The 14,365-nt window shown below is 69.1% G+C and carries 11 protein-coding genes; 7 read left to right on the top strand and 4 right to left on the bottom strand.

Going from position 1 to position 14,365, the window contains the following annotated elements:
* Positions 1-36: 36 nt before the first annotated feature.
* The 3 genes from ACFWZU_RS06615 (at position 37) to ACFWZU_RS06605 (ending at position 3,747) form a co-directional block, all read left to right on the top strand.
* Positions 37-2,424 carry a DUF3772 domain-containing protein gene (locus tag ACFWZU_RS06615; RefSeq protein WP_439700618.1) on the top strand — a complete coding sequence of 796 codons (2,388 nt, stop codon included), beginning with the start codon at positions 37-39 and terminating at the stop codon, positions 2,422-2,424.
* A 17-nt stretch (positions 2,425-2,441) separates the two neighbouring features.
* Positions 2,442-3,257 carry a helix-turn-helix domain-containing protein gene (locus ACFWZU_RS06610; protein ID WP_439700617.1) on the top strand — a complete coding sequence of 272 codons (816 nt, stop codon included), beginning with the start codon at positions 2,442-2,444 and terminating at the stop codon, positions 3,255-3,257.
* Positions 3,258-3,330: 73 nt separating this feature from the next.
* Positions 3,331-3,747: a VOC family protein gene (locus tag ACFWZU_RS06605; protein WP_439700616.1), complete on the top strand. Its 417-nt coding sequence runs from the start codon at positions 3,331-3,333 to the stop codon at positions 3,745-3,747.
* Positions 3,748-4,173: 426 nt separating this feature from the next.
* On the opposite strand, the gene ACFWZU_RS06600 is transcribed toward ACFWZU_RS06605, so the two are convergent.
* Together ACFWZU_RS06600 and ACFWZU_RS06595 are read right to left on the bottom strand one after the other, a co-directional pair.
* Positions 4,174-5,847: an alpha/beta hydrolase-fold protein gene (locus tag ACFWZU_RS06600; RefSeq protein WP_439700615.1), complete on the bottom strand. Its 1,674-nt coding sequence runs from the start codon at positions 5,845-5,847 to the stop codon at positions 4,174-4,176.
* 52 nt (positions 5,848-5,899) lie between these two features.
* Positions 5,900-7,582 carry a serine hydrolase gene (locus ACFWZU_RS06595; RefSeq protein WP_439700614.1) on the bottom strand — a complete coding sequence of 561 codons (1,683 nt, stop codon included), beginning with the start codon at positions 7,580-7,582 and terminating at the stop codon, positions 5,900-5,902.
* 452 nt (positions 7,583-8,034) lie between these two features.
* On the opposite strand from ACFWZU_RS06595, the gene ACFWZU_RS06590 reads away from it, so the two are divergent.
* From ACFWZU_RS06590 to msrA, 4 genes are all read left to right on the top strand, one after another.
* Positions 8,035-8,859 carry a DUF72 domain-containing protein gene (locus ACFWZU_RS06590; protein WP_439700613.1) on the top strand — a complete coding sequence of 275 codons (825 nt, stop codon included), beginning with the start codon at positions 8,035-8,037 and terminating at the stop codon, positions 8,857-8,859.
* A gap of 114 nt (positions 8,860-8,973) precedes the next feature.
* On the top strand, positions 8,974-9,357 hold the full coding sequence (locus tag ACFWZU_RS06585) for a PRC-barrel domain-containing protein (protein WP_439700612.1): 384 nt from the start codon (positions 8,974-8,976) through the stop codon (positions 9,355-9,357).
* 101 nt (positions 9,358-9,458) lie between these two features.
* Positions 9,459-9,671, top strand: a complete 213-nt coding sequence (locus ACFWZU_RS06580) for an RNA-binding S4 domain-containing protein (protein WP_209623335.1) — start codon at positions 9,459-9,461, stop codon at positions 9,669-9,671.
* A gap of 103 nt (positions 9,672-9,774) precedes the next feature.
* Positions 9,775-10,476: a peptide-methionine (S)-S-oxide reductase MsrA gene (msrA, locus tag ACFWZU_RS06575; protein ID WP_439700611.1), complete on the top strand. Its 702-nt coding sequence runs from the start codon at positions 9,775-9,777 to the stop codon at positions 10,474-10,476.
* 102 nt (positions 10,477-10,578) lie between these two features.
* On the opposite strand, the gene ACFWZU_RS06570 is transcribed toward msrA, so the two are convergent.
* Positions 10,579-13,311 (bottom strand): putative bifunctional diguanylate cyclase/phosphodiesterase, encoded by a 2,733-nt coding sequence (locus tag ACFWZU_RS06570; protein WP_439700610.1) that lies wholly within the window; start codon positions 13,309-13,311, stop codon positions 10,579-10,581.
* Positions 13,312-13,388: 77 nt separating this feature from the next.
* The gene (locus ACFWZU_RS06565; RefSeq protein WP_439700609.1) at positions 13,389-14,165 is read right to left on the bottom strand and encodes a TenA family transcriptional regulator; all 777 of its coding nucleotides are present in this window, start codon (positions 14,163-14,165) and stop codon (positions 13,389-13,391) included.
* Between the last annotated feature and the right edge of the window lie 200 nt (positions 14,166-14,365).

The following is a 14,365-nucleotide window of genomic DNA, read 5'->3' as shown; positions in this document are numbered from 1 at the left end:
ATTGACCGCCTGTGGGCGCCACCGGATCATGGCCGGATGCCTCTCCTGCGACGACTCCTGCTCTGCCTGCTGATGGCGGCCCTTCCCGCGCTCCACGCGCAGGATGCTCCGGCCGGCACCAACCCGCCCACCGTCTCGCCCGCGCAGGCGCTGGACGACCTGCGCGACCAGCTCGACTCGATCAAGTCCACGCTCAAGGGCAAACCGGACGACCGCACCCTGGCCGACCTGCGCACCACCGCGCTCTCGGTCCAGGACCAGGCCGAGCAGCTCGCCGCGACGCTCGCGCCGCAGATGGACAGCCTCGACGCGCGGCTGGCCGTGCTCGGTCCGGCGCCAGCCAAGGGCGCGCCACCCGAGGCGGCCGAGGTGGCTTCGCAGCGACGGCAACTGGACAAGGCCAAGTCGAACCTGGACGCGCAGGTCAAGCAGGCGCAGCTGCTGGGCGAGGAAGGCATGCAACTGGCCGCCCAGGTGTCGGGCCTGCGCCGCGACCAGTTCCAGGCGCAGCTCGCTTCGCGCACCGCCACGCCCCTGGGCAGCGCGTTCTGGACCGAGCCGGCCCGTTCGCTGCCGGACGATCTGGCACGCCTGAAGCGGCTGAGGGCGCAAATCGCCGAGGCCTGGCACGACGCCTGGCAAGCACCCAACCGCCTGCCGCTCGTGCTCTGCCTGGGCGCTGCCTTGTTGCTGCTCCTCGCCGGCCGCTTCCTGCTGGAACGCTTGCTGGTCTTCCTCGCCACACGCGTGATGCCCGACAGTCACCTGCGCCGCAGCGCCACGGCGTTCGGCATCGCGGTGGGCGCCGCGGTGGTGTTCGGCCTGGCTGCGCAGCTCGTGCGGCTGGGGCTGAACTGGAACGACACGCTCGATCCGGACCTGGACGAACTGGCCTTGTCGCTCGTGCGGCGCGTGAGCTTCGCCGCGTTCGTGGCGGGGTTGGGCCGGGCCTTGCTCGCGGTCAGGCACCCGTCCTGGCGCCTGCCGACGCTATCCAATGCGGCGGCCCATCGCCTGCGCCTCTTCCCGGGCCTGCTGGCCACCGCCACCTTGCTGCTGAGCGTGGTCGAGCGCATCAACAGCGCGATCGGCGCCAGCCTGGCGGCGACGGTCGCGACCCGCGGCGTGATCGCGCTGGTGGTCAGCGGCCTGGTCGGCCTGGCGCTGCTGCGGCTGGGCCAGGCCCGGCGTGCCCTGCTCGCCTCCGGCAGCGCACCGGCGCAGCGACCGCTGTGGGTCGGGCTGCTTGCCGGCGCGGCGGCGCTGGCCGTGGTGCTGAGCTGGATCGCGGTGGCGCTGGGCTACATCGCGCTGGCCTTCTTCCTCGCCACACAGATGCTGTGGATCGGCGTGCTGATCGGCGCGCTCTACCTGTTGCTGCACCTGGTGCATGACCTGATCGCCACGCTGCTGGCCCCCAACGCCCGCAGCGGGCAGCGCCTGCAGGCGGCGTTCGGGCTGCCGCCGCGCACGCTGGAGCAGGCTGCCACGGTGCTGTCGGGGATCAGCCGCGTGCTGATCCTGCTGCTGGCGATCGGCGCGTTGCTGGCCCCCTTCGGCACTGATCCGCAGGACCTCGCCGCGCGCATGGGCCAACGCTTCGGCAACCTCACGCTGGGCGAGCTCACGATCGACCCGAGCACGGTGTTCGAGGCGCTGGCGGTGTTCGTGCTTGGGCTGGTCGCCGTGCGCGTGCTCAAGCGCTGGCTGGGCGACCAGTTGCTGCCCAAGACCACGCTCGAGCCGGGCATGCAGAGCTCGGTGGTCACCCTGCTCGGCTACGTCGGCGGCGTGCTGGTGTTCGCGCTGGCGCTGGCCGCGCTCAACGTCAGCCTGCAGAGCATCGCCTGGATCGCCAGCGCGCTCTCGGTGGGCATCGGCTTCGGCCTGCAGGCGATCGTGCAGAACTTCATCTCCGGCCTGATCCTGCTGGCCGAGCGGCCCGTGAAGGTGGGCGACTGGGTGAGCCTGGCCGAGGTCGAGGGCGACATCCGCCGCATCAACGTGCGCGCCACCGAGATCCAGATGTGGGACCGCTCGACGGTCATCGTCCCCAACTCGCAGCTGATTACCCAGAACGTGCGCAACGTGACCCTGGCCAATGCGCAGGGCCGCGTGCAGATCAAGCTGCCGATGCCGCTGGATACCGATGCCAGGCGCGTGCGCCAGATCATCCTGGATGCCTTTCTGGGCCACCCGACGATCCTGGGCACGCCCGAGCCCAATGTGCAGCTGGAGCACGTGGACACGCTGGGCATCCATTTCGTCGCCACCGGCTACGTGCCCAGCCCGCGCGAGGTCGGCGGCGTGCGCAGCGATTTGTTGCTGGCGATCCTGGAACGGCTGCGCATCGAAAGGTTGCCGCTGATCCGCCCCCAGGACATGCGCATCCACCGTCTGCCCGAACCGGGCGAGACCGGCTGAGCGGGGCTGCGGCAGCCATGGCCTTCCACCAGCGCCGGCCTGCCCCGCCGCTCGATGCGCTGGTCGAAAAGCTGTGGGACTGGGACATGCCGCCCGCTGCGCATCGTTACGAACGCGTGCTGCCGCAACCCGGCGCACAGCTGATCATCAACCTGTACGAGGACCAGACGCGCGTCTACAGCGACGACGCCGAGCGACGCTGCCTGGCTTCCTCCGGCAGCGTGCTGGGCGGTCCGCAGCTGTGCAGCCAGATCATCGATACCGCCGAGCAGATCCGCGTGATGGGGGTGGTCTTCCGCCCGGGCGGCGCCGGTGCGCTCACCGGCGAGGACATGGGGGCGATGGCCGGTGGCGACGTGGACCTTGCAAGCCTGTTCGGCGGCGATGCCAGCGCCCTGCGCCAGCGCCTGCTGGAAACCGCTGACCCGCGCGAGCGCCTGGCTCTGCTTGAACGGTGGCTGCTACAGCGCATGCGCCTGCCGCGGCCCGAAGCGTGCGTGGCGCACGCGCTGGCGTGGCTGGGGCGGACGCCCCAGGCGGTGCGTATCGGCTCTCTGGTGCGCGAGAGCGGGGTGTCCGAACGCCGGCTCGTGCGCCTGTTCCGCCGGCAGGTCGGCTACGGTCCCAAGCAGTACGCGCGGCTGCTGCGCTTCCGCGCCGTGGTCGCCCAGGTGCACGGCTTGTCGCAGGTGGACTGGGCCGGCGTGGCGGCCGACGGCGGCTACTGCGACCAGGCCCACCTGGCCCATGAGTTCCGCCGCTTCGCCGGCGTCACGCCCGGCGCATTCATGGCTGCGCAGACACCCTATCCGAACCACCTGCCGCTCGACTGAGCGGGCGGAAATCTACAAGACCGCCAGCAGCCGGCCGGCCTAGATTCATCGCTCCCAACCGGAGAACCCGAAGATGAACCAAGGACCCAGCACCATCATCCCCTGCCTGCGCTACCGCGACGCCCACCGCATGATCGACTGGCTGTGCGAGGCGTTCGGCTTCCAGAAGCACGCCGTGTACGACGACGGCCAGGGCGGTGTGGCGCACGCGCAGCTGGTATACGGCGGCGGCATGCTGATGCTCGGCAGCGTGCGGGAGGACGGCTTCGGTAGCCTCATGGCCCAGCCCGATGCCTTGGGCGGACGCGAAACGCAGTGCGCCTGCGTGACGGTCGCCGATTGTCGCGCGCACTACGACCGGGCCAAGGCGGCCGGCGCGGAGATCGTGGACGAATACGCCGAGAAGGAATACGGCGGGGCCGGCTACGGCTGCCGCGATCCGGAGGGACATCTGTGGTGGTTCGGCAGTTACGACCCGTGGGCGGGCTAGCGAACCCGGGGCGGCGGGGGGCTCCTTCGCGCTGGAGTGAAAGTCGGCTCGCCGGACGCTCCCTTCGTTGGAGCGTTGTAGGAGCGCACCCTGTGGGCGACCGGGGAGATGGCGGTCGCGCACAGGTGCGCTTCTGCAGTGGCCCTTCCGACGCTCGAGGCTGGCCTTGTCCCCGTCACCCAGCCCTCTCCCCGGCGGGGAGAGGGAGCGGCTGCCGCACAGGTGCTGGAGTGATGTGCGACCGGGCCGGATCAGCTCCCTCTCCCCTCCGGGGAGAGGGTTGGGGTGAGGGGCCGGGGCTCGCGGGGCGCTCTCATCGTCGGCTGTTGTAGGAGCGCACCCTGTGCGCGACCGGGGAGGTGGCGGTCGCGCACAGGTGCGCTCCTACAGTGGCCTCTTCGACACTGGAGGCTGGCCTTGTACCCCTCACTCCAGCCCTCTCCCCCAAGCGGAGAGAGGGCCATTGCGCGCCGGGTTTGCTGCAACGCGCTTGAGTTCCGACTGCGGCCGCGCCACCGCGTACATCGCCCATGCCATCTGCTTGAGCAGACCCTGGCGGTCCTTGCCCTGCACGTACAGGTCCATGTGGGTGCGGCCGGGCAGGAAGTGGAACTCGGACCTGGCCCCCAGGCCATCGAGCACGGCCTTGAGCTTGTGCGCGGCACCGTCGAGATAGAACGTGTCGGCGGTACCGACGATGAGGTGGATCTTGCCGTCCAGGTCGGGCTTGAGTTCGGGCCAGCGCGCCTTCAGGCGGCGGGCGATGTCGTAGTGTTCGCCCCAGTAGGCGACCACCGCCGGGTCGACGGCACCGGTGTCGCGGTCGAACAGCGGCACGGGCTGCCCGTCCGCGCCACGCGGCGAGAACACCCATTCGAACGACGCCATCTGCCCGCCGTAGGATCCGAGCACGCGCTCCAGCCGGGCGAAGGTCTCGTAGGTGGCCAGCACCTTGCCCTTGTCGCGCACCAGCGGATACGGCGTGCCGTCGGCGCGGTGGTAGACGTTGGCGTGCGGGGTGTACAGGTCGACGCCGGTAAAGTCGTGGAAGTCGCTCGGGTCGGGCGAGGTCGACCAGGTGCCGCCGAATACCTTCGGGTAGCGCGTCTGCAGCCACAACGTCGCCCAGCCACCCGAAGAGTGGCCGGTGAGGAAGCGGCCCGAGGGACGCGCATCCATGCGGTACTTGCCCTCCAGCGCCGGGATCAGCTCGGTGGTGAGCGCCTGCCCCCAGGGGCCGTTGTTCACCGAGTCGGCGAACTCGTGGGTGCCGGTGGGGCTGGATTCGTCGAGCACTACCCAGATCATCGGCGGCAGCTGCTTCTCGGCCATCGCGCCGAACACCATCGCCGCGGTGCCCGCCTGCGTGTGCAGGTCGCCGCCGTAGCCGTGGGTCTGGAACACGGTCGGGTACGTGGTTTTGGCCGAAGCGTCGTAGCCCGGCGGCAGCACGACCCAGCCACGCATGTGGATCGGCCGCCCCCAGAAGCCGCTGAGCGCGGGGCTGACGAAGTCGATCGGCTGCACCTGCTTGCGCGCCTGAGCCAGGTGTTTCCTGGTCGTGTCGCTCAGGTAGCGCTCGGGCAGATCCCACAGCGCGGGCGTGGGCAGCGTTTCGGTCAAGGCCAGCGTGGGGGCGGCGGCGCTGGGCAGGTGCACCTCGACCACCGGGCTCACCAGGTCGCCACCGTTGCGCCCGTGGTAGTTGTAGTCGTGCTGGGTGTCCAGCACGGCCTGCACCAGATAGTCGCCCGGCGGCAGCTTCGAGAAAGCCGAGGGAAAGGCCTGGTCGTCGGCGTCCAGCAGCACCCCCTCCCCGGGTGCCAGGCGCTCGACCTCGCGGGCGGCCACCGCGGTGTCCTTTGGCGCGAACGGGCTGCTCTCCACCTCGGTGACCTTGCCATCCTTGGCGGCGGCCCGGGCGGTTTTCGCTTCCGCGGCGAACAACAGCAACCGCCCGGCCGTGGGCTTGCCCGCCGAGGCCGGCAGGTTGACCTGGAAGAACTGATGCGTGGCCGGCGCCGCCTCGCGGGCGCAGGCTCCGGTGGCCAGCAGGCCGGTGAACAGCAGCGCCAGTGCGCCGCGAACGGGGTTCAACATGGCAAGCGCTCCTTCGAATGAAAAAGGGGCCGGTTGCCCGGCCCCATGCGTGTCAGTCCGACGATCCGCTGTCGCCCTTCTCCACCGGCGCCAGGCGCAGGTCCTGGAAGTCGAAGCTGAAGTCGGTCAGTGGCGAGATCGGCTCCATGCGCGCCTCGCGCACGTGGCCATCCTCATCCAGCGCGAAGGTGACGAAGGCATCGGCGTTGAGCGTGCGGTCGTCCCAGCGCACGGTGAAGGTGTCGTGCTGCCAGGGTGTCATGGTGCCGACGAGCTGCGGCGTATGGCTGAAGCGCATGCGCAGCTTGCCGCCCTCGCGGCTGACGACGACGTCGCCGTACCACGGATCGCGGTAGGTCCCCGCGTAACCGGCCAGCGGCAGCGAAGGCTTGCTGTCCTTGTCACGCGCGGCCTCGTGCTTCGCCATGCTGTCGTCGGCCTTGGCCTGCGCCTTCTTCACCGCCTTGTCGTACACGGCAACCCAGTCGGTCTTCTTGCCCGGGTTGAGGTAGGCATCGAGCACGCGGTAGGTGACCGCGTTGAAGGCGGCGCCGGACTCGGCGTTGGTCAGTACCACCACGCCGAGCTTGAGTTCCGGCACCAGCGTGACGCGCGAGACCATCCCCGGCCAGCCGCCGGTGTGCCACACCAGCTTCCTGCCCTGGTAGTCGGACAGGAACCAGCTCTCGCCGTAACCGAAGAAGTCGGGCGTGAGCGAAGCCAGCTCGGGGACCTGCGCCTTGTGGATCTCGATGGGCGTGAGCATGGACCACATCTGGTGCTGGCTGTCCTCGGAGAACAGCCGCTTCGGCTTGCCGTCGGCGCCGGTGGTCGGCAACGCGCCGCCGGCCAGCTGCACGTTCATCCACTTGGCCAGATCGTGCACGCTCGAGTAGATGCCGCCGGCACCCGGGTCGTTGAGCCAGGCCATCGGGGGCACGGGCTTGAGGTCCCTGAAGTCGGCCTTGGCGTGGCCAGTGGCGACATCCATCCCGCTCTTGAGGTAGGTCTTGTCGATCAGCGACTCGTTCATGCCCACCGGCTTGAAGATGTGCTCGCGCACGTAGTCGGCGTAGCTCTGGCCGGAGGCCTGCTCGATCACCAGCGTGGCCACGGCGAACAGGATGTTGTCGTAGGCATAGCCGGCGCGGAAGCTGTTCTTGATCGGCACCTTGGCCAGGCGCTCGACGACATCCCTGGTGGTGTAGTCGGTCGGCGGCCAGTACAGCAGGTCGCCCGCACCCAGGGACAGGCCGCTGCGGTGTGCCAGCAGGTCGCGGATGCGCATCTCGTGGGTCACGTAGGCGTCGGACATGCGGAACCACGGCAGGTGCTCGATCACCCGGTCATCCATGTCCAGCTTGCCGGCCTCGGCCAGCTGCTGCAGCGCCGCGGCGGTGAACGCCTTGGTGTTGGAAGCGATCGCGAACAGCGTGTCGGCATCGACCTTGTCGCCCTTGCCCAGCTCCCGCAGGCCGAAGCCCTGCTCCATCACCACGTGCCCGTCCTTGACGATGGCCACCGCGATGCCGGGCACGTCGAAGGTCTTGCGCGCGCTGTCGACGTAGGCGCCGAAATCCGCCAGCTGCGGCGGCAGCATCGGGCGTGCGGTGTCGCCGGTGGAGACCGGCGGCGGCAGCGGGTGCTGGGCGGGCGTCTGCGCCAGCGCGCCGGTGGCGGCGAACACCAGCGCGCAGGCCGCGGCCAGGCGGATGGAGAAAACAGGCTGGGTCATCGAAAGGCTCCGCATTGAGAACGCCCCACTATCGCGGCAAAACCGGCACGACGCCAGCCTGCCGCGTCCGCTAAGCCACCATGGGCGTGGGCCGCGATCCAGGGCGCCAGCGAGATCGACCAGAGGTTGTCCAGGCCGGTGTCCCAGGCCTCCATGCACGCCACGTCCTGGCGTCCCTGCGCTTCGCTACGGGGTAGTGCACGCGCACGCCCCGTGTGCTGGAGAAATACAGCGTGCGGTGATCGGGGCCCAGATGCGAGCCCGGGGCGAGGCCATGTTCAGCTCGTCGCCCAGGTCGGCCGGGGCGCACCAGTGATCGCGGTCGCGGAAGGCGGAGGAAGCGCTGCACGGATACGCGCCCCGTGAAGGGGTCGCGCGTGGCGCAAGTCACGCCGCTCACGCAACCGACGACGGTCACGTGCAAGCATGGGCGCCCGCCGCAGGAGCATGCCATGACACCCACTCGCGCCGCACCACCCTCCGGGCCGATCCGTGTCGGCATCGGCGGCTGGACCTTCGCCCCCTGGCGCAACAACTTCTACCCCGCCGGCCTGGTGCAGCGGCGCGAGCTGGAATACGCCAGCCGCCATCTGCGCGCGATCGAGATCAACGGCACGTTCTATGGCGCGCAGAAGCCGGCGACCTACGCCAAATGGGCGGCAGAGACACCCGAGGGCTTCGTATTCGCACTGAAGGCGCCGCGTTACGTCGTCGAGAGCAGGAAGCTCGCCGCCGCCGGCAAGGGCATCGACGCTTTCGTCTTCGGCGGCCTCGGGGAAATGGGCGACCGGCTGGGGCCGATCAACTGGCAGCTCGGTCCGTCGCGGCCGTTCGACGAAGACGACATCGCCGGCTTTCTCGACGCGCTGCCGCGCGAGCTCGACGGCCGTCCGCTGCGCCACGCGCTGGAAGTACGCCACCCAAGCTTCGCAAGCGAGCGCTACGTGGAGCTCGCCCGCGCGCATGGGGTACCCACGGTGTTCACCGACGCGGCGAAGTACCCCTCGTTCGCCGACCTCACTGGCGATTTCGTCTACGCAAGACTGATGCGCAGTGCAGCCGACCAACCGGACGGCTATCCGTCCGAAGCGCTGGATACCTGGGCCGAACAGGCAAGCGCCTGGGCGCAGGGCAAGGACCCGGCCGGGCTGCCGCACGCCAGCACGCCGCAGCCGGGCGGCGCGCCGCGGGATGTGTTCATCTTTTTCATCAGCAGCGCGAAGGAGCGCAACCCCGCTGCCGCCACGGCCTTGCAGGCCCGCGTGGATGCGCGCTGAGGGACGGACTCAGGGGATGTTTACGGCCGTTTGCCCCGCGCGTCACGGCCGTTGAGGCAGGCTGGAGACTGTCGCGACGACGACGATTTCCCTCACTGCCCAAGGAGATCCGCCATGACCATCCAATCGACCGGCTACAACTCGACCAACCCCAACCGCGGCATGGGCACGGGCCCGGTGCTGGCCTCCAGCACGCTCAACGGCGAGAACGTGCGCAACGCCTCGGGCGAGGATCTGGGCGAGATCAAGGACCTCATGATCGATACCGCCAGCGGCACCATCCAGTACGCCGTGCTGTCCTTCGGCGGCTGGCTCGGCATGGGCGACAAGCTGTTTGCGGTGCCGTGGAACGCAATGCGGCTGGACACCGAGAACCATTGCCTGGTGCTGGACGTTTCCAAGGACCGCCTGAAGGACGCGCCGGGGTTCGACCAGGACAACTGGCCTGACTTCGCCGATACGACGTTCACCAATCGCATCAGCAGCTATTACCACTGACCCCTCGGGTCGCCGCTCTACCCCGAGGGCGCCGCACCGCGGCGCCCTCGTCGCATGCGCTCCCGATACACTGCCTGCCCGCCAGCAGCCCGACGCCAGCCATGCAGACGCTTACCTTCCAGCTCGACCGCGATCACGTCGAGCTCAACCAGTTGCTCAAGCTCGTCGGGCTGTGCGACAGCGGCGGTGCCGGCAAGATGCTGGTGGCCAGCGGCGAGGTTTACGTCGATGGACAGCAGGAGCTGCGCAAGACGTGCAAGATCCACGCGGGGCAGACAGTGAGCCTGGGCGACGTGGAAATCCACGTGGCCTGATGTAACCGGACGACCGCGGCCGGCGAATCCCCTTGCGAGCGTGGTGCATCCCATCCGGGCATGCGTCCGTAAAGCTCCTCGTGACTCGCTTCGAGGTAACCGCATGTCCACCCGATGGTTTTCCCTGATCCCCCTGGCCGTCGCCCTGCTGGCCGGCTGCGGTGTGTCCGGACCGGCCACCGCCGACGGCGTGGCCCACCTGCCCGATCCGCGACTCGACCCCGCGCCCACCCGCCCCGGCGAGCAGGTGGCGGTGTTCGCCGGGGGCTGCTTCTGGGGCGTCGAGGCCGTGTTCGACCACGTCCGCGGCGTGCGCGAAGCCTGGTCCGGCTATGCCGGCGGCAACGCCGACACGGCTACCTATGAGCAGGTCAGCGACGGCGACACCGGGCACGCCGAATCGGTCAAGGTGATCTACGACCCGGCCAGGGTCAGCTACGGCCAACTGCTGAAGGTGTTCTTTTCGGTCGCCCATGACCCGACCCAGCTCAACCGCCAGGGGCCGGACGTCGGCAACCAGTACCGCTCGGCGATCTTCTACGCCACGCCCGAACAGCAGCGGATCGCCCGGGCCTACATCGCGCAGCTCACCGCCGCGCACGCATTCGCCGCGCCGATCGTCACCGACGTCGTGCCGCTGAGGGGTTTCTACGCGGCCGAGGGTTACCACCAGAACTTCGCGGCCCAGCACCCCGACAACGCCTACATCGTCTACAACGATGCGCCCAAGGTGGCCCACCTCAAGCAGTGGCTGCCGGCGCTGTATCGCCCGCGCGAACAGATGGTCCAGGTGCGCCTGCATTAGGCCCAAGCCGGAGGCCGCCCCGCAGGGTGGGGCTTGCGCACGCCAATCTTCCAGGGCCCAGAGCCGGCGGGATCAAGCCCGCCCAACAGAGAATGCAACAGGTCAGCGGACCGGCGGGACCAGCCTCAGCTTGGCCGAACCCGGGCGCTGGCCGGGGCGCAGCATGCGCTGGATCTCCTGCACTTCCAGCGCCCGCGCATACAGATAGCCCTGGCCTTCGGTGCAGCCGGCGCGCAACAGGAACTCGTGCTGCGCTTCGGTCTCGATGCCTTCGGCGATGGCGCACAGGCCAAGCCGCTTGGACAGCGTCAGCATCGCCTCGACGATCGCCGCGTCATGCGAGCTGCCCGGCAAACCGTCGACGAAGCTCTTGTCGATCTTGAGGAAGGCGATCGCCGGCAGCTTGAGGTACGCCATCGAGGAATAGCCGGTACCGAAATCGTCGATCGCCACGCCCACGCCGAGCGCATGCAGGGCATTCATGGTGCGCTCCATCTCGTCGCCCAGGCGCAGGATCGCGCCTTCGGTGATCTCCAGCAGCAGGCGCTGAGGAACGACCTGCTCCGCCACCAGCCAGCGTCGGACGTCCTCGACGAAGTGCGGGGCGCCGTAGGAGCCCGCGGAGATGTTCACCGCCACGCGGATCGGTGGCAGGCCTTCCTCGTCCCACTGGCGCATCTGGCGGGCCACCGCCTGCAGCACCCATTCGTCGACGTGGCGGATCAGGCCGAGCTTCTCGGCCATCGGGATGAACTCGGCCGGCGATACCTCGCCGCGCGACGGATGGCGCCAGCGCAGCAGCGCCTCGACCGCCACCACCTTGCCGTTCCGCAGATCCACGCTCGGCTGGTAGACCAGCCGGAACTCACCGCGGCTGAGGGCCTGGCGCAGTTCCGCCGCCAGCGCCAGGCGCTTGCGCGCATCGGCCTGCATCATCGGCGAGTAGAAGCGATAGGTGTTGCGTTCCTGCGTCTTGGCCGCGTACATGGCCGCATCGGCATTGGCGATCAGGGTCACCGGGTCGCTGCCGTCCAGCGGATAGCCGGCGATACCGATGCTCGCGCTCAGCGCGACCTCGTAGTCGCCCACCTTCATGGCTTCGCCGAGCACGCTCAACAGGCGCTGCGCCAGCGCGCTGGCCTGCTCGCGCGAGACCAGCCGGCCGATCAGCACGGTGAACTCGTCGCCGCCGATGCGGCCGGCCACGTCGTGCTCGCCCAGGTCGCGGCTGATGCGCTCGGCCACGTGCACCAGCAGCCGGTCGCCAATGGCGTGGCTGTAGCTGTCGTTGACCACCTTGAAGGCGTCCAGGTCGATGAACAGCACCGCCACCGCTCCATGTTCGCGGTCGGCGGCGTGGATCGCCTGCGCGCACTGGCGCTCGAACTCGGCGCGGTTGGCCAGGCCGGTCAGCGGGTCGTGGGTGGCAAGGTGCTCCAGCCGGCGCTGGTTGGCCTTGGTGGTGCTGATGTTGGTGAATACCGCCACGTATTGCAGCACGCGGTCTTCCGCGTCGCGGATGACGCTGATGCTGAGCAGCTCGGGGTAGACGCTGCCATCGGCGCGCTGGCTATGCACCTCCCCCAGCCAGTTGCCACCGGCTTCCAGGGTGTCCCACACCGATGGCGGCAGCGGGCTGTCGTCGGGCAGGCGACGGGTTTCGTCGAAGCGGCGGCCCAGCATCTCCTGCAGCGACAGCCCGGTGATGGCCACGTGCGCGGCGTTGACCGAGAGCACCCTGCGTTCGGCATCGGCGATGATCACGCCCTCGGCGATGCTCGCCAGCGCCTCGGCGGCGATGCGCCGCTCCTGCTCGAGGTTGATGCGCTCGGAGATGTCGCGGACGATCGCCTGGCGCACCTGGCGCTCGCCCCATCGGACCAGGCTGCTCTGCGTTTCCACCGGCCGGGACGGCCCTTCGCCATGGCGCAAGACGCCTTGGGTGATGCCCTCCCCGCCCGGCTGGCCGCGCTCGAACAGCGCGGCGAACGGCATGCCGATCAGTTCCTGCTGCCCACGGCCGGTCCATTCGGTCGCCTTGTAGTTGGCGTCCAGGATGTGGCCGCCCTGCTCGTCCACCATGACGATCGCGTCCGGCGCACGGTCGAACAGCAGCCGGTAGCGCTCTTCCGTGCCGCGCATGTTGGCCAGCACGCGCCGGGCCATCCACAGCCACAACAGCGTGGCCAGGCAGGTGGCGCCGAAGATGGTCGAGTACAGCACGCGCCCCATCCAGACCGCGCCGTGCGCCACCTCCTGCGAGAACACCTTGGCGCGCGGCTCGATGTCGTCATTCAACGCGCGGATGCGCGCCTGCTGGCGCGCGATGCTGGCCCGGTCCATCTCGCCGTGCGCGTGGGCCGCCTGCAGCTCGTGGGCGATCGTATCCAGTGCAGCGACCTGGTCGTCGACCGAACGCCACGCCGCGAGCGCCTGCTTCATGTACGGGCCGGAAGCGAAATGGTCGAGCATGAAGATCACGCCCGGCACGGCCGACTGCATGGTGTTGACGCGCACCAGCGCATCAGCCACCGCCTGGCGGTCGTAGTTGCCTGTGGCGACCACGTCGCGCGTCCAGCGGTCGATGCGCAGGATGTCGTAATTGCGGCGGTAGGCCGCCAGGTCGGCCGGGTTTCCGCTGGCGGCGTAGTTGCGAAGGTCGATGACCGCCTGCTTCTGCGCCTTGGACCAGATGCTCTCGCCGTTGAGGAAACCGGCGAGAGCGACCTGCACCTGCAATGCCCCCCAGGTAAAGGCAAGGATCAGCCCGATGACGGCCGCCAGCCCCCATGCCAGCGGCAGCAGGCGCCGTGGCAGTGAGTGCAATTTGGGCACGGCAGCAGGCATCTGGTCCCTTATCCTGTGGCTGTCCCGCGCAATTCTACGGGGGATTGTTCACCTTTCGTGCGTCATCAAGCCGCCGCCTCGTTCACGGTTCCGTAAACGCGCGGCTGCGCGATGCAGCGGTCGGCCAGAATCCGCATGCCGAGGTAGCTGCGTTTGACGCACTCGGTGAGATGGTCCACTTCATCGGCAGCCGGGGCGGTTCCCTTGAGCGTGCAGACGATTTCCAGCGCCTCCCAGGGGTGCGTGTCGTCGTAGGCGGCGTGCAGCTGCAGCCAGCGCAGGCTCTGCACGCGCTTGTCGGTCGGCATGCTCTGGGCGTAGCTGGCGCTGTCGTAGATCAGCTGCGACCACTCGCCGGTGGCACCTTCGACCGCGTAGTTGGTGGCCACGATACCGGCCGCCAGGCTGTCATGCTCGCTGACCTCCTCGCACCAATCGGCCAGCACCTGGGTGCCCTGGGCACGGTCGCCGTACAGGACCTCCCAGCGCGGCACGCCGGCGCCCTCGGCCCAGTTGAGCCAGTGGTCGGCGTGGTTCTGCTCGACGCGGATGTTGCGCACCAGCCAGCGGCGGGCCATGTTGTCGCCCGGGCTGCGGCCGTACTGGGTCTTGAGCAGGTTGCGCGCCATGTAGGCGGGAAAGCGCTCGATCACCGGCCAGATGCCCGCCATGAAGTCGCGGGTGCCCTGGCGGCCCAGCCGCACCTCGCGCATCAGGTCCCACAGCTCGTGGCGGATCACGCTCTGCTTGGTTTCCTCGCAGGCGCCGACCATGTCCTGCGCCCACTGCGGATAGCTGGAAATCTCGGTCAGGGGACCGGTCCTTTCGAAACGATGGTTCATTGCGTTGCTCCTCTCGGGGTGTGCTGCGCGGCATTCGATGCGGGCTACCCACGCATGGGCGCCCGTTCCCCCGGCTCGCAGCGCGCCAGGGAAATCCATGATTCCAATCGGCTGTCTCATGAATGGGGAATGCGCACACGCCCCGGGTGGGCCGTTCACGCCCGAGAAGGATTCAACGTAGGCATGTCCCCATCTTCGCG

This window comes from Frateuria sp. GZRR33, from assembly GCF_051900425.1.
In the GTDB taxonomy this organism is placed as follows: Bacteria; Pseudomonadota; Gammaproteobacteria; order Xanthomonadales; family Rhodanobacteraceae; genus Frateuria_A.
This window is presented reverse-complemented; position numbering and strand designations above follow the sequence as displayed.